Source organism: Gordonia sp. C13, assembly GCF_023218005.1.
GTDB lineage: Bacteria > Actinomycetota > Actinomycetes > Mycobacteriales > Mycobacteriaceae > Gordonia > Gordonia namibiensis.
Genome location: NZ_JALPSY010000033.1, coordinates 25,652 through 43,690 on the forward strand (window position 1 = coordinate 25,652; position 18,039 = coordinate 43,690).

General features: G+C 67.4%; 18 protein-coding genes and 3 tRNA genes. 9 read left to right on the forward strand and 12 right to left on the reverse strand.

Annotation, left to right across the window (positions count from 1 at the left end; all coding sequences use genetic code 11):
- The first annotated feature begins 151 nt into the window (after positions 1-151).
- Together rpmB and M1L58_RS20630 are read left to right on the forward strand one after the other, a co-directional pair.
- Entirely contained in the window at positions 152-343 is a 192-nt protein-coding gene (gene rpmB / locus M1L58_RS20625; protein WP_004023092.1) for a 50S ribosomal protein L28, read from the forward strand.
- A 115-nt stretch (positions 344-458) separates the two neighbouring features.
- Entirely contained in the window at positions 459-1,286 is an 828-nt protein-coding gene (locus M1L58_RS20630; protein WP_248660317.1) for an enoyl-CoA hydratase/isomerase family protein, read from the forward strand.
- A 176-nt stretch (positions 1,287-1,462) separates the two neighbouring features.
- Here M1L58_RS20630 and M1L58_RS20635 read toward each other — a convergent pair whose 3' ends face one another.
- Genes M1L58_RS20635 through M1L58_RS20650 form a run of 4 tightly spaced genes read right to left on the reverse strand, consistent with a single transcriptional unit; the run spans position 1,463 to position 5,251 of the window.
- Positions 1,463-2,146 (reverse strand): uracil-DNA glycosylase, encoded by a 684-nt coding sequence (locus M1L58_RS20635; protein WP_006865730.1) that lies wholly within the window; start codon positions 2,144-2,146, stop codon positions 1,463-1,465.
- A gap of 39 nt (positions 2,147-2,185) precedes the next feature.
- Positions 2,186-2,707 carry a gamma carbonic anhydrase family protein gene (locus M1L58_RS20640; protein ID WP_248660318.1) on the reverse strand — a complete coding sequence of 174 codons (522 nt, stop codon included), beginning with the start codon at positions 2,705-2,707 and terminating at the stop codon, positions 2,186-2,188.
- Positions 2,708-2,757: 50 nt separating this feature from the next.
- Positions 2,758-4,122, reverse strand: a complete 1,365-nt coding sequence (locus tag M1L58_RS20645; RefSeq protein ID WP_248660319.1) for a glutamine synthetase family protein — start codon at positions 4,120-4,122, stop codon at positions 2,758-2,760.
- Between the two features lie 58 nt (positions 4,123-4,180).
- The gene (locus tag M1L58_RS20650; protein WP_374112771.1) at positions 4,181-5,251 is read right to left on the reverse strand and encodes a thiamine-phosphate kinase; all 1,071 of its coding nucleotides are present in this window, start codon (positions 5,249-5,251) and stop codon (positions 4,181-4,183) included.
- Between the two features lie 168 nt (positions 5,252-5,419).
- Between M1L58_RS20650 and M1L58_RS20655 the strand changes: the two genes are divergently transcribed.
- Together M1L58_RS20655 and M1L58_RS20660 are read left to right on the forward strand one after the other, a co-directional pair.
- Positions 5,420-5,665, forward strand: coding sequence for an Lrp/AsnC ligand binding domain-containing protein (locus M1L58_RS20655; RefSeq protein ID WP_248660320.1), 246 nt, complete (start codon positions 5,420-5,422; stop codon positions 5,663-5,665).
- Between the two features lie 58 nt (positions 5,666-5,723).
- Positions 5,724-6,374 carry a DUF3515 domain-containing protein gene (locus M1L58_RS20660; RefSeq protein ID WP_248660321.1) on the forward strand — a complete coding sequence of 217 codons (651 nt, stop codon included), beginning with the start codon at positions 5,724-5,726 and terminating at the stop codon, positions 6,372-6,374.
- Between the two features lie 36 nt (positions 6,375-6,410).
- Here M1L58_RS20660 and M1L58_RS20665 read toward each other — a convergent pair whose 3' ends face one another.
- Positions 6,411-7,418: an NAD(P)H-dependent glycerol-3-phosphate dehydrogenase gene (locus M1L58_RS20665; RefSeq protein WP_248660322.1), complete on the reverse strand. Its 1,008-nt coding sequence runs from the start codon at positions 7,416-7,418 to the stop codon at positions 6,411-6,413.
- Between the two features lie 125 nt (positions 7,419-7,543).
- Here M1L58_RS20665 and cofC point away from each other — a divergent pair, with 125 nt between their 5' ends.
- The 3 genes from cofC (at position 7,544) to M1L58_RS20680 (ending at position 11,584) form a co-directional block, all read left to right on the forward strand.
- A complete protein-coding gene (gene cofC / locus M1L58_RS20670; protein ID WP_248660334.1) occupies positions 7,544-8,293 on the forward strand; it encodes a 2-phospho-L-lactate guanylyltransferase in 750 nt (249 codons plus the stop codon).
- Between the two features lie 135 nt (positions 8,294-8,428).
- On the forward strand, positions 8,429-10,624 hold the full coding sequence (locus M1L58_RS20675; protein ID WP_006865722.1) for an RNA degradosome polyphosphate kinase: 2,196 nt from the start codon (positions 8,429-8,431) through the stop codon (positions 10,622-10,624).
- Positions 10,625-10,663: 39 nt separating this feature from the next.
- Positions 10,664-11,584, forward strand: a complete 921-nt coding sequence (locus M1L58_RS20680) for an NUDIX hydrolase (protein WP_006865721.1) — start codon at positions 10,664-10,666, stop codon at positions 11,582-11,584.
- A 95-nt stretch (positions 11,585-11,679) separates the two neighbouring features.
- On the opposite strand, the gene M1L58_RS20685 is transcribed toward M1L58_RS20680, so the two are convergent.
- The 3 genes from M1L58_RS20685 to leuC form a co-directional block, all read right to left on the reverse strand.
- Positions 11,680-12,300 carry an HU family DNA-binding protein gene (locus M1L58_RS20685; RefSeq protein WP_006865720.1) on the reverse strand — a complete coding sequence of 207 codons (621 nt, stop codon included), beginning with the start codon at positions 12,298-12,300 and terminating at the stop codon, positions 11,680-11,682.
- A gap of 184 nt (positions 12,301-12,484) precedes the next feature.
- The gene (gene leuD / locus M1L58_RS20690) at positions 12,485-13,078 is read right to left on the reverse strand and encodes a 3-isopropylmalate dehydratase small subunit (protein ID WP_248660323.1); all 594 of its coding nucleotides are present in this window, start codon (positions 13,076-13,078) and stop codon (positions 12,485-12,487) included.
- A gap of 48 nt (positions 13,079-13,126) precedes the next feature.
- A complete protein-coding gene (gene leuC, locus M1L58_RS20695; RefSeq protein ID WP_248660324.1) occupies positions 13,127-14,563 on the reverse strand; it encodes a 3-isopropylmalate dehydratase large subunit in 1,437 nt (478 codons plus the stop codon).
- A gap of 96 nt (positions 14,564-14,659) precedes the next feature.
- Here leuC and M1L58_RS20700 point away from each other — a divergent pair, with 96 nt between their 5' ends.
- Together M1L58_RS20700 and M1L58_RS20705 are read left to right on the forward strand one after the other, a co-directional pair.
- On the forward strand, positions 14,660-15,394 hold the full coding sequence (locus M1L58_RS20700; RefSeq protein WP_006865717.1) for an IclR family transcriptional regulator: 735 nt from the start codon (positions 14,660-14,662) through the stop codon (positions 15,392-15,394).
- A gap of 67 nt (positions 15,395-15,461) precedes the next feature.
- A complete protein-coding gene (locus M1L58_RS20705) occupies positions 15,462-15,959 on the forward strand; it encodes a PPOX class F420-dependent oxidoreductase (RefSeq protein ID WP_248660325.1) in 498 nt (165 codons plus the stop codon).
- A gap of 121 nt (positions 15,960-16,080) precedes the next feature.
- Here the strand turns inward: M1L58_RS20705 and M1L58_RS20710 are convergent.
- The 4 genes from M1L58_RS20710 to gltX form a co-directional block, all read right to left on the reverse strand.
- Positions 16,081-16,153, reverse strand: a tRNA-Glu gene (locus tag M1L58_RS20710).
- A gap of 103 nt (positions 16,154-16,256) precedes the next feature.
- Positions 16,257-16,329 (reverse strand) — tRNA-Glu (locus M1L58_RS20715).
- Between the two features lie 49 nt (positions 16,330-16,378).
- Positions 16,379-16,450 (reverse strand) — tRNA-Gln (locus M1L58_RS20720).
- Between the two features lie 86 nt (positions 16,451-16,536).
- The gene (gene gltX / locus M1L58_RS20725; RefSeq protein WP_248660326.1) at positions 16,537-18,015 is read right to left on the reverse strand and encodes a glutamate--tRNA ligase; all 1,479 of its coding nucleotides are present in this window, start codon (positions 18,013-18,015) and stop codon (positions 16,537-16,539) included.
- Positions 18,016-18,039 lie beyond the last annotated feature (24 nt).

Below are 18,039 nucleotides of genomic sequence, written 5' to 3' on the forward strand. Positions count from 1 at the left end.
CGGGATGGCGCCTTCCGACCCGGATTTGGTCACTCCCACCCGAGCTGGTTATCCTTGCAGGGTTGCCTTTCGGTCCACGCGCACACCTTCCGGTGGTGCCGATCCGGAAGGCTGACCAAAGACCATATTCATCTATCAAGGGAGTTCGACGATGGCTGCCGTCTGCGACATTTGCGGCAAGGGCCCGGGCTTCGGCAAGTCGGTGTCTCACTCGCACCGCCGTACCAACCGCCGCTGGAACCCGAACATCCAGTCTGTTCGCGTCGAGGTCGCCCCGGGCAACCGCAAGCGTAAGAACGTCTGCACCTCCTGCCTGAAGGCCGGCAAGACCGCAGCTGTCTGATCTTCCGTCACCCGCATGCGGGTGATCCGGGGTTCCGAGAGCACAAGACCCGATGCCACCGAGCGCAAGCTCCCCGGCGTCGGGTCTTTGGTGTGCGCGGGATAATGTTTCGCGCATGACCTCCACGCAATCCCCTGCCACCGACACCACCCAGCCCGACGCCCCGGCTCTCGTCAGTGAGGCCGACGGCGTCCTGACAATCGCGATTTCGGCTGCGGGCGCGGGCAACTCCCTCGACGACGACGGGATCGCCGCCGGCACCCAGGCGCTGCGCGAGGTGGCGCGCGGCCGTCGTGACGTGGGAGCGGTGCTGCTCGTCGGTGCGGGCAAGAACTTCTGTGCAGGCGGCAACGTCCGCGCTTTCGCCGCAGCCGACGATCGCCCCACCTACCTGCGCCAGATCGCCGACAACTTCCATGCCTTCGTCACGGCGCTGTACGAGGCCGAGATCCCGGTCGTCGCCGCCGCGAAGGGGTGGTCGGCCGGCGCCGGCATGTCGTTGGTCCTGCACGCCGACGTCGCGATCGGCGGCACCTCCTCCAAGCTGCGTCCCGCATACCGCGGCATCGGCCTCACCCCCGACGGCGGGCTCACCTGGACCCTCCCCCGCGCGGTCGGCGCCGCCCGGGCCCGCCAGATCATCCTCACCGACCGCGTCCTCTCGGCCGACGACGCACTGAACTGGGGCATCTTCTCCGAGATCGTCGCCGACGAGGACGTCGAGGCGGTGGCACGCGCCAACGCCGAGAAGATCGCCGCCGGACCCCGCTCCGCCGACTCGGGCACCAAGCACCTGCTCTCGGTCTCGTCGGAGAACTCGCTCATCGAGCAGCTCGCCCTCGAGGGCCGTTCCATCTCCGAGCGGTCGGGGCTGCCCGAAGGCACCGAAGGCGTCGACGCGTTCGTCGGCAAGCGCGCGCCGGAGTTCGCCAAGACCCGCTGAGTTTCAAGCTCGCCGGCGATGCGAGCGACGCACGTCCTCGCTCCCTGAGGTGCGAGCGAAGCACGTCCTCGCTCCCTGAGGTGCGAGCGAAGCGAGCCACGAAGGGCCTGGTGAGTATCGTCACCAGGCCCTTCGTGGCTCGTCGCTATCGCTCCTCGCACCTCAGGGAGCGAGGGTCAGGGCAGCCGCCAGTCCACCGGGTCGGCGCCGAGATCGGCGAGTTCCTCGTTGGCCCGGCTGAACGGGCGCGATCCGAAGAATCCGCGCGATGCGGACAGCGGGGACGGGTGTGCGGAGACGATGGTCGGGACGTCGGGCAACCATTCCTGCAGCGAGGCGGCGTCCTTGCCCCAAAGGATCGCGACGAGCGGTTCGTCGCGGGCGACGAGCGCCTTGATCGCGCATTCGGTCACCGTTTCCCAGCCCTTCTTGCGATGAGACGCGGGCTCCCCGGGCGCGACCGTCAGAACGCGGTTCAGCAACAGCACGCCGTTGTCGGCCCACGGGGTGAGGTCGCCGTTGCTCGGCATCGGATACCCGAGGTCGGAGCAGTACTCGGTGTAGATGTTGGCCAGTGATCGCGGGATCGGACGTACGTCGGGGGCCACGGAGAAGCTCAGTCCGACAGCATGTCCCGGGGTCGGGTACGGGTCCTGCCCGACGATGAGCACGCGCACGTCGTCGATCGGCCGGGTGAAGGCCCGCAGGATGTGTTGCCCGGCGGGCAGATAGCGGCGTCCCTCGGCGATCTCGTTGCGCAGGAACTGACCCATCTCGGTGATGATCGGCTCGACCGGGGCGAGGGCCTCGGCCCAGCCGGGGTCGATGATCTCGGCGAGCGGTTTGGTCGGTGCGGTCACTCCGGTCTCCCCATCGGTCCCATCGGTGTGGTCATTCGGTCAGTCGAGTCGCCGCAGCGATTTGCGGTAGTACTGGGCGTTCTGGAAGTACATCTCGCTGTTGAGGTCGGTGTGGCCTTCGGGGACCTCGTAGTTCTCCCGCAGGCGCGCGGGCACGCCGAGAGCCATGCGGCGCGGCGGCACGTCGAACTTGAACGGGACGACGGCGCCGGCTCCGACGATGGCGCCGTTGCCGATCGTCGAACCGTTGAGGACCACCGACCCGGAGGCGATGAGGCAGTCGTCGCCGATGGTCGCGCCCTCGATGTGCGCGTTGTGTCCGACGACGCAGCGCGCACCGATCACGGTCGGTTCGAAAACGGTGCAGTGGATGACCGTGCCGTCCTGGATGTTGCTGCGCTCGCCGACGGTGATGGTGCCGTAGTCGCCGCGCAGGACGGCCCCCGGCCACACCGAGACGCCGTCGCCGAGAGAGACGGCTCCGATCACCACCGCATCGGGATGGACATAGGTGTCGTTGCCCAGAACCGGCTCGCGGTCGTCGAGTGCGTAGATCGCCATACCGAGACTCTAGCCACGTACCGACAGCGGTCCGTGCCCACCCGCGCCGGTCACACGCTCCAGGCCAGCCGGAACCGTTCGGCGAGTGCTTCGGGGGTGTGATCCGGTATGTGGATGACCTCGTACCGGCGGACCGCCACGAGTGCATCGACCGCCGGGTCGCCCAGGATCCCGCGCAGCAGCGGCGACACGTCCATCCGGTCGACGACCTCCCCCTGGTCGGTGGAGAGCAGTGTTCGTTCCCCGGCTGCACGGGTGCGCGGGTCGACACCGACCTCCGGCGGCAGGGTGGCCTCCCGCTCGATTCCGGCCGCCGCCGCGCCGAGGATGGCGGCGGTGGCGAAGTAGACGTTCGCAGACGGGTCGGTGATCTTCACCTCGATGTTGGCACCTCGCCCCCGGGTATTCGACGTATCCGTCTGCGCTCCAGCAACACTCACGTCGTGCGCCGAGTCCGCGCGGACCAGCCGGACCGCCGCTTCGCGGTTCTCCACACCCCAGCAGACGTGCGCGCCCGCCCACTGACCGGGCAGCATGCGCAGCCCGGACACCACCGAGCCGCACAGCACACCCTGCAGTTCGAGGAGCGCATCGACGATGCCGGCGAGTGCGTGCGCGCCGTCGGGCGTCATCCCGGCCGCGTCGGGCCCGCCCGAGAACAGTGGCTGATCTCCGCGGTACAACGAGACATGTTGATGGGCCCCGCATCCTGCTTCGTCGGCGAAGGGCTTCGGCGAGAAGCTCGCGCGCAGACCGTGCTTGCGGGCGATGCGACCGATGATGAGCCGCGAGAGCACGAGCCGATCAGCGGCGGTGACGGGGTCCGCCGGGCCGAGAGAGACCTCGAACTGCCATCGCGCGTGCTCAGGATGCAACTGTTCGACGGTGATGCCCGCGGCACGGCACGAGACGAGGACGTCCCGCACGAACTCCTCGTACTCCAGCAATCCGACCGCGCCGTACGGGGTCCACGGGGCGGACGGCAGCGGCGCCCCGTCCGCGGCGACGAGAACGAACTCGAGTTCGTGGCCCACCATGGCGTGCAGACCGGCGTCGGCCAGTTCGGCGACGACACGTCGCAGGGTGCCACGGGCACACTGCGGCACCGGATCCCCGGTGAGGCCGAAGAACTCTCCGGGCGCCCAACTCAGCGTCGGGTCCAGATCCACCCGCGCATCGAGATCGATCCGGATGCGCTGGTCCCCCACCACCCCGACGTCGTCGCTGAACGCGATCCCGGTCTGGTCGATGGCGAAGGCGTGCCACGACGGGCTGGCACCGAGACCGACCGATGCGAACACCGGCACGCGTTCCGGGGTGACCGTCTTCGCCAGCGTCAGTCCGGCCGGGTTGACGACGGTCGCGAGGAGGATCGACGACGATGTCTCGCCAGCGGAATCGGATCGCGAGTCCATGTCCACAGTGTCGTGGAGCGCGGCGGTTCCGGTGGCGGAACCGCACGGATTCGGCACATCATCCGCGCGGGGCGGCGAACGACTGCCACCCGTGCAAGTCTGGTCCGTCGGGCCCACCGACGCGCCGACCGTCGACCCACACCTCCGGGGTCGATGATGTGGCCGTGCGGACCGTTCCGATCACTGTCCACCCGTCGGGCACGGATGCGGCGTCGAAGGCCGCGAGCAGGTGATGATCCTCGCCGCCGGTCAGAACCCATTCGTCCACATCGGCTCCGAGTTCCGTTGCCAGCCGGGCCAGATCGGGTCGTCGCGGTACGGCGTCCACCTCGACGACCATGGCCACCTCCGCGGCCCGCGACATGGTGATGAGCTCTTCGACGAGACCGTCGGAGATGTCGGTCATCGCATGCGCTCCGGAAGCGGCCGCGACGGGACCCTGACTCAGATCGGGCATCGGAACACGGTGTAGAGCAACGACTTCCGGCCACTGCGAATCGTCGACGCCGGGCGTGGACAACACCGCGAGACCGGCAGCGCTCGCGCCCAGCGAACCACTCACGGCGAGCACGTCCCCGGGACGGGCACCACCCAGGGACACCGGCCGTCGACCCTCGAGGGCCCCGACCGCGGTGACGCTCACGACCACCTGCTCCGCCGCCACCAGGTCGCCACCGAGAACACGTGCGCCCAGCGCGTGGGCGGCGCCGACGACACCGTCGTTGAGGTCGAGTATGACACCCACGGGCGTCGCAGCCGGGCAGGCGATGGACACCACCAGCCCCGTCGTCCGGCCGCCCATCGCGGCGACGTCGGCCGAACTCTGGACCACCGCCCGCGCACCGATCTGCTGCGGCGTCGACCAGTCGAACCGGAAATGCCGTCCCTCGACCACGGTGTCGGTGCTGATGACCGCCGAGCCGCCGATGTCGAGGACCGCTGCGTCGTCGCCCGAGCCGATCACGATGTCGTCGGCCGGTCCGGCTGCGGTCGCCGCCGCAGTGAGTGCCGCGATCACGGCCCGCTCGCCGATCTCCCCGACGGAGTCGGACCTGTCTATACCGACCGAGTCGGACCTGTCTATGCCGACGGAGTCGGATCTGTCTCTGCCGACGTCGTCGGAGGTCACTTGTCGGGTCTCACTCTCGTCCGGTCCGCTTTGAGTCGCGCGCGAGCGGGTTTGTCGGTGACAATGTGTGCCACAGTGTATTGGGCTCACGGCGAACGCTGTTCGCCGCGCAGCGCCATGGCCGCCGGATTCGGCAGCCGTGTCGGCGATGGGGCACAAACGGAGAGGATGTCCGTGGTTCAGGCATACATACTGATCCAGACCGAGGTCGGGAGAGCCGCCCTGGCAGCGGCGACGATCGCCGAGATCTCGGGGGTCGCCTCGTCCGAAGAGGTCAGCGGACCCTACGACGTGATCGTCCGAGTGGATGCCGCCGATGCCACGCAGCTCACCGAGAACGTGGTCCCTCAGATCCAGAAGGTCGACGGGATCACCCGCACCTTGACCTGCCCGGTGGTCTCCAACATCCGCTAGGTCCGGTTCTGCAGGTCCCGGCGTCGGCCCGGACCTCCATGGCTCCTAATGTGGTGGCGTGACGTCAGCAGGTTCGGATGACACCCCGCAGGATCCCGTGGACGACAAGGCGGACGACCCGGTTGCCGACGACTCTGCCGGTGATGATGCCGCCGTGGCCACCGAGGACCCCACCGCCGACGAACGCTACGGCACCGATTCCCGGCTGAGTCCTGCGCTCATCGCGACCCTCGTCGCCATCCCGATCATGGTGATCGCAGGTTTCATCGCGTTCGCCGCTCTGCGCCCCGATACGGTGAACCCCGTCGAGTCCTATGCGGCCGACGGGAGCGCATCGGCGGACTGCACTCGACTGCTCGAGGCGGTGCCGCAGACATTCGAGGGGTTCGGCGACAAGGAGATCTCCGGGGATCGGGCGTCCTGGCCCGCGGAGGGGTCCGGCGACGATCTGACTCTCCGCTGTGGGGTGACCCGGCCGGCGGAACTGTCCCCGACGAGCAACCTCCAGGAGATCCACGCCGCGGGCCAGGCCGGTGTGCAGTGGTTCATCACCGACACCGTCGACGGTTCCGGTCAGGCCTACGTGTGCGTCGACCATCGCCCCTACGTCGCGCTGTGGGTCCCGTCGAACGCCGGGAACGGTCCGATCACCGACATCTCGGGTCTCATCGACCAGACCCTCGATCGCGGCCCACTCGACTTCGGCTGACCTGCCGTCGGATTCCGCGGCCCCGGTTCGACGGCCTCAGTCCCGGTAGATCTCCGGCTTGGCTCTGCGGCCGAGCAGTGAGTTGATGGCGTCGGCGACCGACTGCCCGTCGTGGCACACCTTGTGCACCGCGTCGGTGAGCGGCATCGGGACCTGATGCTTCTCGGCGAGCGCGCGCACGGACGAACACGACTTCACGCCCTCGGCGACCTGTCCGTTGGTGGCTGCTTGCGCCTCGGCCATCGTCGCTCCCTCGCCCAGCCGGGCGCCGAAGGTCCGGTTCCGCGACAGCGGGGACGAACAGGTCGCGACCAGGTCGCCCACACCCGCGAGTCCGGCGAGCGTCTCGATCTCCGCGCCGACGGCAACGCCGAGGCGGATGGTCTCGGCGAGACCGCGGGTGATGATCGTGGCGAGGGTGTTCTGGCCGAAGCCGACGCCGCTCGCGATACCGCACGCCAGCGCGATCACGTTCTTCGCCGAGCCACCGATCTCGCAGCCGATGACGTCGGTGTTGGTGTACGGGCGGAAGTAGCGAGTGCTGAAGGCACCCTGCAGGGTGACCGCACGGGACTCGTCGGTGCAGGCGATGACCGTCGCCGCGGGCTGCCCTTCGGCGACCTCGTGCGCGAGGTTGGGCCCGGTGAGAACGGCGATGCGGTCGTCGGCGACGCCGGTGACCTCGGCGATGACCTCGCTCATCCGCAGCAGCGTGCTGGTCTCGATGCCCTTGGCGAGCGACACCAGCGACGCATCGGAGCCGATGTGCGGGGTCCACTGCTTGAGGTTCTCCCGCAGGGACTGCGACGGCACCCCGCAGACGACGATGTCGGCGCCGCTCAGGGCCTCGACCGGGTCGCTGGTCGCAGTGAGTTCCCCGGGAAGCGTGATGTCCGACAGATAGTTCGGATTGACGTGTTCGGAGTTGATCGCATCGGCCAGTTCGGCGCGTCGCGCCCAGATGACCGTCTCGGTCCCCGCGTCGACGAGGACCTTCGCCACCGCCGTACCCCAGGAACCAGCACCCATGACCGCCGCGCGCACCGCACTCCTCCTGCCCCGGGTCCGTTTCACCGGACCGAACGACTACCAGCCCACCCTAATGCCACTCCCCCGCTGACCGACCCGGAATGTCACCCACGGTCCCGCGGTGGACCATGATGGTCAGCATGGACCACAGCGCCGTCGACCTGAGCGTCGACCTCAGCGCCGCCTCGGGGAGCCCCGCGGCCGGCGGGGCGACGGTCGCGGCCGTACTGGCGGTCAAGAGTCTGCATCGTGCGAAGTCGAGGCTGGCGGCCACGCTGGCGACCGCCTTCGGCCACGACGACCCGACGACCCGCAGCTCGCTGGTCCTCGCGATGTTCCTCGACACCGTCGAGGCGTTGCGCGGTGCCGGCGTCTCGAGGGTCGTGGTCGTGAGCCCCGACGACGACGTACTCGCCGCCGCGCAGCGCGCGGGTACCCATGGGCTGCCCGAGGTGGTCTCTCCGACCGCGGGCTCGGGGCTCAACGTCGCCTTCGGTCACGGTGCGCGGTGGGCGCGTGAGACGTGGCCCGATTCCACACGGGTCGTGTTCGTCCAGGCCGATCTGCCCGCTGCGACGAGCGGCTCGCTGCGCGAGGTCCTGCACGAGGCACCCGCACACCGCCTCAGTTTCCTCACCGACCGCGACGGGAGCGGCACCGTGCTGCTGCACGGCACCTTCACCCCCGACGACCCCGGAGCATTCGACGACGCACCGCGTTTCGGCCCGGGATCGGCTGCGGCGCACCGGGCCGCCGGGGCCGTCGAACTCGACCCCGCGCACACGCGATGGACCGATCTGCGGACGGACGTCGACACGGCAACCGATCTCGACGCCGCCCGCTCACTCGGTCTCGGCCCCCACACCGCCGACGCTCTGCGTCGTCTGTGACGGTTGCTCTGCGACGCATCTGACGTGCGCGATTCAGCCTGTCGCACCATGCAGATTCGGACATCGAGCCGCCGGCGCCGAGGTTCCGGCCTTCGACCCATGCCACGCGCGGTGAGTTTGGGCCATGATTGACGGGTGAGCCCTGCCGACGAGACCTCATCGACGACCACGACGGTCACGACCACGCCGATCCCCAATGCACCGCCGGCCGCAACCCTCGTCCCCGACGAATCCGCGGATCTGCCCGAGGACCGGTACCTGAACCGCGAATTGAGTTGGCTCGACTTCAACTCCCGGGTGCTGGCCCTCGCCGAGGACACCTCGCTGCCGTTGCTCGAGCGCGCGAAGTTCCTCGCCATCTTCGCCTCCAACCTCGACGAGTTCTTCATGGTGCGGGTCGCCGGCCTGAAGCGTCGTGACGAGACGGGTCTGTCGGTCCGGTCCGCCGACGGGTTGTCCCCGCGCGAACAGTTGATGCGCATCGCCGGGCGCACACAGAGCATCGCCGACCGTCATGCCCGCGTGTTCCTCGACTCCGTCCGGCCGGCGTTGGCAGCCAATGACATCTATGTCGTCTCCTGGTCGCAGTTGACCGACGAGCAGCGCGCCCGCATGGTCGATTACTTCCAGGACGAGGTCTTCCCCGTGCTGACGCCGCTGGCCGTCGACCCGGCTCACCCGTTCCCCTACATCAGCGGCCTGTCGTTGAACCTTGCGGTGACCGTCAAGGACGTCACCGAGAGCGGCGAACACTTCGCGCGAGTGAAGGTCCCCGACAATGTGAATCGCTTCATCCGGGTCGATCAGCTCGTGCCCTACCGCGGCACCGATGACGGGCGTCCCAAACAGGCGGTGTTCCTCCCGATGGAGCACCTCATCGCCGCCAACCTGGGCACCCTGTTCCCGGGTATGGAAGTCGTTGAGCATCACGCCTTCCGGATCACCCGCAACGCCGACTTCGAGGTCGAAGAGGATCGCGACGAGGACCTCCTTCAGGCACTCGAGCGGGAACTCGCCCGACGCCGGTTCGGTTCGCCGGTGCGACTCGAGGTGGCCGACGACATGAGCGAGCACATGCTCGAATTGTTGCTGCGCGAACTCGACGTGAACCCGGCCGACGTGATCCAGGTGCCCGGTTTGCTCGATCTGTCTTCGCTTTTCGAGCTCTACGACCTCGACCGGCCGCATCTGAAGGACCGCCCGTTCGTGCCGGGCACGCATCCGGCGTTCGGCGAGCGGGAGACGCCCAAGAGCGTCTTCTCGACACTGCGTGAGGGCGACGTCCTCGTGCACCATCCCTACGATTCGTTCTCGACGAGCGTGCAGCGCTTCATCGAACAGGCCGCAGCCGATCCCCAGGTCCTCGCGATCAAGCAGACGCTGTACCGCACCTCGGGCGACTCCCCGATCGTCAACGCGCTCATCGACGCCGCCGAGGCAGGCAAGCAGGTCGTGGCGCTGGTGGAGATCAAGGCCCGCTTCGACGAGCAGGCCAACATCAAGTGGGCCCGCCAACTCGAGCAGGCGGGCGTGCACGTCGTCTACGGACTCGTGGGTCTCAAGACGCACTGCAAGACGTGTCTGGTGGTGCGACGCGAGGGCTCGACCATCAAGCGGTACTGCCACATCGGCACCGGTAACTACAACCCGAAGACCGCGCGGTTGTACGAGGACGTGGGCCTGCTGACGGCCGCTCCCGACATCGGCGCGGACCTGACCGACCTGTTCAACACGCTGACCGGTTACTCCCGCAAGAAGGAGTACCGGAACATCCTCGTTGCCCCGCAGGGCATCCGGGCCGGGATCATCAAGCGCATCCACCGCGAGATCGAGCTGTTCCGCGCGGGCGACGACCGTGCCCGCGTGCGGCTGAAGGCGAACGCGCTCGTCGACGAGCAGGTGATCGACGCGCTCTATCGCGCTTCGCAGAACGGGGTTCCGGTCGACGTGGTGGTCCGTGGCATCTGCGCCCTGCGACCGGGGATGGAAGGTGTCAGCGACAACATCCACGTCCGATCGATCCTCGGCCAGTTCCTCGAGCACTCCCGGATTCTGCATTTCGGTGCCCAGAACGAGTATTGGATCGGCAGCGCAGACATGATGCATCGCAATCTCGATCGTCGCGTCGAGGTGATGGTGAACGTGCGCGACAAACGCCTCGCCGGCGAACTCGACGACATCTTCGCCTCGGCGCTCGACCCCCGTACCCGTTGTTGGGTCCTGCAGACCGACGGCAGCTGGGTGGCCTCCCCCGCCGCCGGTGAAGAGGTCCGCGATCACCAACGACAGATGATGCACCGCAATCGTCGTCGGCCGGAGACCAATTCGTGACCGGCCGGTCCGGGCGCTCTTTCCCGACGGTGATCACCTATGGGTAAGAACTCGCCGAAGAACGTGTGGGCGGCGGGCGCCGTGGTCTGGCGTCCGGGGACGTCGGGCTCGACGGCAACGGAGGACGTGGAGATCGCCGTCGTCCACCGGCCTCGCTACGACGACTGGACCATCCCCAAGGGCAAGGGTGAGTCCGGCGAGACCCTCGTCGACACCGCAGTTCGCGAGATCGCCGAGGAGACCGGACAACACGTCGTCCTCGGGCGGCACCTGGGCGATGTCCACTACGACGTCGAGGCGGGCCGCAAACACGTGCGCTACTGGTCGGCGCGCGGCAGCGACGCCGGTTTCACCCCGGATGACGAGGTCGACGAATTGCGCTGGCTCACGGTCGAGAAGGCGCGCGAGACGCTGAGCCACGAACTGGATCGTCAGGTCCTGCGGGAGTTCACGCGACTGCCGGCCGATCTGCACACCCTGTTGCTGGTGCGCCATGCCAAGGCGGGTCGACGTTCTCGGTACAAGGGCGATGACCGCCTCCGACCGCTCGACGCCGTGGGCCGCACGCAGGCCGCGGCCCTCGTCCCGCTTCTGCTGGCCTTCGGTGCCCGACGGGTTCACGCCGCGGATCGGGTCCGCTGCGAGCAGACGCTCGAACCCCTGCGGGCCCACCTCGAGGTCGAGGTGCGAAGCGAACCGGACCTCTCCGAAGAGGTCTACCGCGCCAATCCGACGGCAGCACAACGCCGCATCAGGGAGCTGGCATCGCAGATGTCGGACACGCCGGCCGTGTGCAGCCAGGGGAAGGTGATCCCACCGCTCATGGAATGGTGGGCCGCGCAGGACGGGATCGCGCTGCCGAAGGCGTCGAACCGCAAGGGCAGCGTATGGGTGTGCTCCCTCCACGACGGTCGGCTCGTTGCGGCCGATCACATCGCGAGTCCCCTACCCCCGGAGTGAACATCCGGCACCGAAGACCCCCGGACACAGATCAACCCCTGGCGGGGAAGTCACCAGGGGTTGATCTGAGAGGTTCGCCCTGACCGGGCCGGTTTTCAGCGACGCGTCGACTTCTTGGCCGGAGCCTTCTTGGCCGCAGTCTTCTTGGCCGGGGCCTTCTTTGCAGCGGTCTTCTTGGCCGGAGTCGCCTTCTTGGCCGCGGTGGTCTTCTTCGCCGCGGTAGTCGACTTCTTGGCTGCGGTGGTCTTCTTCGCCGGCGTGGTCTTCTTGGCTGCGGTGGTCTTCTTCGCTGCCGTGGTCTTGGCCGGAGCCTTCTTGGCCGCAGTCTTCTTCGCCGGGGTGGCCTTCTTTGCAGCGGTCTTCTTTGCCGGAGCCGCCTTCTTGGCCGCGGTGGTTCCGCTGCCGCGCTTCACAGCCGGACCGTTGGCGGCGAGCTTCTGCTTGCCGGCCACGACGGCCTTGAACTGAGCGCCCGGACGGAACGCGGGAACCGAAGTAGCACGGACCTTCACGGTTTCGCCGGTGCGCGGGTTGCGCGCGACGCGCGGTGCGCGCTTCCGCTTCTCGAAAACGCCGAAGCCGGTGATCGTCACGCTCTCGCCCTTGTTGACCGCGCGAACGATCGTGTCGACGACGAGCTCGACGGCTTCAGTCGCAGTCTTGCGATCCGCGTCGAGCTTTTTGGTCAGCTCATCAATGAGCTCCGCCTTGTTCATGAGTACCTCCGCAAGCTGATCTGACCGATTTTCGGCCAGCTACCAACACACGGTAAACGTCGAATTTGAAAACGTCCATCTTCCACGCCAATTAAGACGCCGTGTTGCGAAATCGCATGTCAGCTCACAAGGTCTCCGCTTCGGCGGGACCCGGCCGTTCGCGCGGCCGAAAAGGGGTCGCGGGTCAGTCCGCGAGAGTCCTCGGTTTGAACGACGGGCGCTTCGATTCGTACTCGGAAATCGCGTCTACCTGGCGCAACGTCAATCCGATGTCGTCGAGACCCTCCATCAGGCGCCACCGCGTGTAGTCATCAATTGCCAACGGCACCACGAGGTCTCCGGCGTTGACGGTCTTATCGACAAGGCTCACCGTGATTTCCATCCCGGGATTCTCCTCGAGACGCTTCCACAGCAGCTCGACGTCGGACTGCTCGACCTGGGCGGCGACGAGACCGGCCTTGCCCGCGTTCCCGCGGAAGATGTCGGCGAAACGAGACGAGATCACCACGCGGAACCCGAAATCGGACAGTGCCCACACCGCGTGCTCGCGCGAGGAGCCGGTGCCGAAGTCCGGACCGGCGACGAGCACCGAGCCGTTGCTCCACGGTTCGTTGTTGAGGATGAAGCCCGGATCCGTGCGCCATCCGGCAAACAGGCCGTCCTCAAAGCCCGTGCGGGTCACGCGCTTCAGGTACTCGGCCGGGATGATCTGGTCGGTGTCGACGTTGCTGCGGCGCAGCGGGACGCCAATGCCCGTGTGTTCGGTGAACGGCTGCATTTCAAAGCCCCTGTTCGGAAGTTGTTCGGAATGTGGTCTGGGGGTTACTCAACCGAGATCGGCCGGAGCGGACAGCGTCCCGCGGATCGCGGTGGCGGCCGCGACGGCCGGCGACACCAGATGGGTGCGTCCGCCCTTGCCCTGCCGCCCTTCGAAATTGCGGTTCGACGTCGAGGCGCAACGCTCGCCGGGGGCGAGCTGATCCGGGTTCATTCCCAGACACATCGAGCAACCGGCCTGACGCCACTCGGCGCCGGCGTTCAGGAAGATCTCCCCGAGACCCTCTTCCTCGGCCTGGGCGCGCACCCGCATCGAGCCGGGCACGATGAGCATCCGCATGCCGTCGGCGAGCTTGCGCCCCTTGAGGACGTCGGCGACCGCGCGGAGGTCCTCGATGCGGCCGTTGGTGCACGATCCGACGAAGACCGTGTCGACTTTGATGTCACGCAACGGGGTACCGGGCTTCAGGTCCATGTACTCCAGAGCCTTGGCGGCGGCGCTCGACGCGACCTCGTCACCGAAATCGGCGGGGTTCGGAACGGTCGCTCCCAGCGGAGCACCCTGCCCCGGGTTGGTTCCCCAGGTGACGAACGGGGTCAGCTCACTGGCGTCGATGTGGACCTCGGCGTCGAAGACGGCGTCCTCGTCGGTGCGCAGGCTGTCCCAATAGGCAACAGCCGCATCCCATTCGGCACCCTTCGGGGCGTGCGGACGGCCCTTGAGGAACTCGTAGGTGACCTCGTCGGGGGCGATCATGCCGGCGCGGGCGCCGGCCTCGATCGACATGTTGCACACGGTCATCCGGGCTTCCATCGACAGCTTGCGGATCGCCTCGCCGCGGTACTCGAGGACGTACCCCTGCCCGCCGCCGGTGCCGATCTTCGCGATGATCGCCAGGATCAGGTCCTTGGCCGTGACGCCGGGCGGCAGTTCGCCGTCGACGTTGATCGCCATCGTCTTGAACGGACGCAGCGAAAGCGTCTGGGTCGCGAGGACGTGCTCGACCTCGCTGGTGCCGATGCCCATCGCGATCGAACCGAAGGCGCCGTGGGTGGCCGTGTGGCTGTCACCGCACACCACGGTCATACCGGGCTGCGTCAGACCCAGCTGCGGACCGACGACGTGCACGATGCCCTGTTCGGTGTCACCCATTGGGTGCAACCGGACACCGAACTCCTCGCAGTTCTTGCGGAGGGTGTCGACCTGGGTGCGCGACACCGGGTCGGCGATCGGCTTGTCGATGTCGATCGTCGGGACGTTGTGGTCCTCGGTGGCGATCGTCAGATCGAGACGCCGCACGGGGCGTCCCGCCAACCGGAGGCCGTCGAAGGCCTGCGGACTGGTGACCTCGTGCACGAGATGGAGGTCGATGTAGATCAGGTCCGGGTTCCTGGTTCCGGACTCATCTGCTTCACCGGGCACGACAACGTGGTCGCGCCAGACCTTCTCGGCGAGAGTAAGCGGCTGGGCGGGGCTGTTGCTCATGGCTGCACTCGATATCTTCTCGGGTTCGGCGGACGGTGCACGACCATCTCGCGATGAAAACGTGCATCTCACTATTTGGACAGCTAGTATCGTCCTATGGGAAAGGATAGCGCATTCGGGGTCAGCAGCGGAATCGGCGTACTCGACAAATCCGTGGCTGTGCTCCATGCCATTGCGGAGGCCCCGTGCAACCTCTCGGAGTTGTGCGAGCGGACCGGACTTCCGCGCGCGACGGCCCACCGACTGGCGGTCGGCCTCGAGACACACCGCTTCCTCGCACGCGATGTCACCGGCCGCTGGCAGCCGGGACCGGCGCTCGCCGAACTCGCCGCATCCGCCCATGATCCCGTGACCGAGTCGGCCCTGATGGTCCTCCCCCGACTCCGCGACATCACCGGCGAATCCGTTCAGGTCTACCGGCGCGAGGGCGCCGAGCGGGTGTGCGTCGCAGCGATGGAACCGCCCACCGGACTCCGCGACACCGTGCCCGTCGGAACACGCTTCCCGATGAGCGCCGGCTCCGCGGCCAAGGTCCTGCTCGCCTGGGCCGACCCCGCGACGCAGCGCGCCCTCTTGCACGACAGCGTGTTCAGCGAGCGGGCGCTGCACGAGATCCGACGCCGCGGCTGGGCCCAGAGTGCCGGCGAACGCGCCGCGGGCGTGGCGAGCGTCTCGGCGCCCGTGCGCGACGGCAACGGCGACGTCGTCGCGGCGATCTCGGTGTCCGGCCCCATCGACCGCATGGGCCGACGCCCGGGCGCCCGCTGGGCCGCCGATCTCCTCGCCGCCGCGGACGCGATCCACAAGCGGCTGCAGACCTCCCGCGCTTGAGCCACCGTCACTGCCGATCCCCATCGTGACCGTTCCGTGCGACGGGTCCGTCGGATAGCTTCGTCACATGGGAGTCAACCAACGCAATCAGATCGTCATGTCCGACGCCGAGATCGAGGGATTCGTCGCGCGCAGCCGCACGGCCACCCTCGCCACGACGGGCCCCGACGGCGGCATCCATCTCGTCGCCATGTGGTACGGCGTCATCGACGGCGAGATCTGGTTCGAGACGAAGGCGAAGTCGCAGAAGGCGGTCAATCTCCGCCGCAACAACCGGTGCACGGTGATGATCGAGGACGGCGACACCTACGACACCCTGCGCGGCGTGAGCTTCGAAGGGACCGCGGAGATCCTCGACGACCCCGACTCGTGCCTGAAGGTCGGGATCAGCGTCTGGGAGCGCTACACAGCTCCCTACACCGAGGAATCGCGCCCCTTCGTCGAGCAGATGATGCACAAGCGTGTGGCGGTCCGACTGGTGCCCTCACGCACGCGCTCGTGGGATCACCGCAAGCTCGGCATCCCGGAGATGCCGGCGTCGGGAAGTACCGCTCAGTACCTGTAACGCGACTCTCGAAGCCGACAGCTCGCCCGTGTAGCGATCATCACATCGCAACACGGGCGAGCTGCATTGCGGCACAAAGAAAAACACCCTCCCCCTGCAGTGCAGAGGGAGGGTGTTTCTGTAGCCCCGACGGGATTCGAACCCGCGCTACCGCCTTGAGAGGGCGGCGTCCTAGGCCGCTAGACGACGGGGCCTTGGAACTTTCCGGCGAACCAGACCCTAGCATGGGTCCGGCCGCACTCACCTTGCAGTGAAAAACTCCCCCCTCCCGCGGTGAGCAGGAAGAGGGAGCTTCTGTAGCCCCGACGGGATTCGAACCCGCGCTACCGCCTTGAGAGGGCGGCGTCCTAGGCCGCTAGACGACGGGGCCAAGGAACTTCCAGCGATCGAACCTCGCGGTGTCGATCTTCTTCAGTTCGCTGGGGTACCAGGACTCGAACCTAGAATGGCTGAACCAGAATCAGCTGTGTTGCCAATTACACCATACCCCATGGACTTCCCTTTTCCCTGAGGAAAAGTGCCGAGAAAGACAATAGCAAAGGGTTACCGGAAGTCCACAAACATGCAGTTCAGAGGGCTAATTTGCGGCGATCTCACGAGCTGCGGCGAGGCGCGCGAGGGTCTTCTCGCGACCCAGGATCTCCATCGACTCGAAGAGCGGCGGACTCACCTGCGAACCGGTGACGGCGACCCGCACCGGACCGAACGCCTTACGCGGTTTGAGCTCCATACCGTCCACCAGAGCCGCGTTGAGCGCGTCCTGCAGCTCCTGGGTGGCCCAGGAGGCCAACGGCTCGATGGCGGCGATCGTGGCGTCGAGAACGGCCACCGCGTCGGCGCCCAGGTTCTTGCTCGCGGCCTTCTCGTCGATGGTGAAGTCGTCGTCGGACACATAGACGAACTTGATGAGGTCCCAGGCGTCGCCGAGGACCTGGATACGCGTCTGGACCAACTCGGCCAGTGCGGCGAAACTCACATCGTCGACCGGCTCCGACAGATGGCCGTGACCGATGAGGAAATCCTTGAGACGCGCGGTGAAGTCACCGGGTTCGAGCCGGCGGATGTGCTCGGCGTTGATCGCGTCGGCCTTCTTCTGGTCGAAGCGCGCCGGGTTCGAATTGACCTGTCGCACATCGAAAGCCGCAATCATCTCGTCGAGCGAGAAGACGTCGGTGTCGCTCGAGTACCCCCAGCCGAGGAGGGCCAGGTAGTTGAGCAGACCCTCGGGGATGAACCCGCGGTCGCGGTGATGGAAGAGGTTCGACTGGGGGTCGCGCTTGGACAGCTTCTTGTTGCCCTCGCCCATCACGAACGGCAAATGGGCGAACTTCGGCACGAAGTCGGCGACGCCGATACGGATGAGCGCCTCGTACAGCGCGAGCTGCCGCGGCGTCGACGAGAGCAGGTCCTCGCCGCGGAGGACGTGGGTGATCTTCATCATGGCGTCATCGGCCGGGTTGACCAACGTGTACAGCGGGTCGCCCGATGCGCGGGTCAGCGCGAAGTCGGGAACGGTGCCGGCCTTGATCGTCGTGGTGCCGCGGACGAGGTCGTCCCAGGTGAGATCGGTGTCTGGCATACGCAGGCGCACAACCGGTTTGCGACCTTCGGCGCGGTAGGCCTCCCGCTGTTCGTCGGTGAGGTCGCGGTCGAAGTTGTCGTAACCGAGCTTGGGATCGCGACCGGCAGCCTTGTGCCGCGCCTCGACCTCCTCGGGGGTGGAGAAGGCCTCGTAGGCCTCCCCCGCCTCGAGCAGGCGTGCGACGACGTCGGCGTGGATCTCACGGCGCTCCGACTGGCGGTAGGGGCCGTAGGGGCCACCGACCTCGGGGCCCTCGTCCCAGTCCATTCCGAGCCAACGCAGGGCATCGAGGATCGCCTGGTACGACTCCTCGCTGTCGCGCGAGGAGTCGGTGTCCTCGATGCGGAACACGAAGGTTCCGCCGTCGTGACGCGCCTGGGCATAGTTGAACAGCGCGGTCCGCACGAGTCCCACATGGGGTGTACCGGTCGGGGACGGGCAGAATCGGACTCGTACGGCTTCACTACTGGTCATGACCTTCAGGGTATCGAAACCGCC

Excerpts from the sequence above, each read along its gene's own strand:
- rpmB (WP_004023092.1), top strand. The coding sequence starts at position 152 with ATGGCTGCCGTCTGCGACATTTGCGGCAAGGGCCCGGGCTTCGGCAAG.
- M1L58_RS20630 (WP_248660317.1), top strand. The coding sequence starts at position 459 with ATGACCTCCACGCAATCCCCTGCCACCGACACCACCCAGCCCGACGCC.
- M1L58_RS20640 (WP_248660318.1), bottom strand. The coding sequence starts at position 2,707 with ATGGCGATCTACGCACTCGACGACCGCGAGCCGGTTCTGGGCAACGAC.
- M1L58_RS20645 (WP_248660319.1), bottom strand. The coding sequence starts at position 4,122 with ATGGACTCGCGATCCGATTCCGCTGGCGAGACATCGTCGTCGATCCTC.
- M1L58_RS20655 (WP_248660320.1), top strand. The coding sequence starts at position 5,420 with ATGTCCGTGGTTCAGGCATACATACTGATCCAGACCGAGGTCGGGAGA.
- cofC (WP_248660334.1), top strand. The coding sequence starts at position 7,544 with ATGGACCACAGCGCCGTCGACCTGAGCGTCGACCTCAGCGCCGCCTCG.
- M1L58_RS20680 (WP_006865721.1), top strand. The coding sequence starts at position 10,664 with ATGGGTAAGAACTCGCCGAAGAACGTGTGGGCGGCGGGCGCCGTGGTC.
- M1L58_RS20685 (WP_006865720.1), bottom strand. The coding sequence starts at position 12,300 with ATGAACAAGGCGGAGCTCATTGATGAGCTGACCAAAAAGCTCGACGCG.
- leuD (WP_248660323.1), bottom strand. The coding sequence starts at position 13,078 with ATGCAGCCGTTCACCGAACACACGGGCATTGGCGTCCCGCTGCGCCGC.
- leuC (WP_248660324.1), bottom strand. The coding sequence starts at position 14,563 with ATGAGCAACAGCCCCGCCCAGCCGCTTACTCTCGCCGAGAAGGTCTGG.
- M1L58_RS20700 (WP_006865717.1), top strand. The coding sequence starts at position 14,660 with ATGGGAAAGGATAGCGCATTCGGGGTCAGCAGCGGAATCGGCGTACTC.
- M1L58_RS20705 (WP_248660325.1), top strand. The coding sequence starts at position 15,462 with ATGGGAGTCAACCAACGCAATCAGATCGTCATGTCCGACGCCGAGATC.
- gltX (WP_248660326.1), bottom strand. The coding sequence starts at position 18,015 with ATGACCAGTAGTGAAGCCGTACGAGTCCGATTCTGCCCGTCCCCGACC.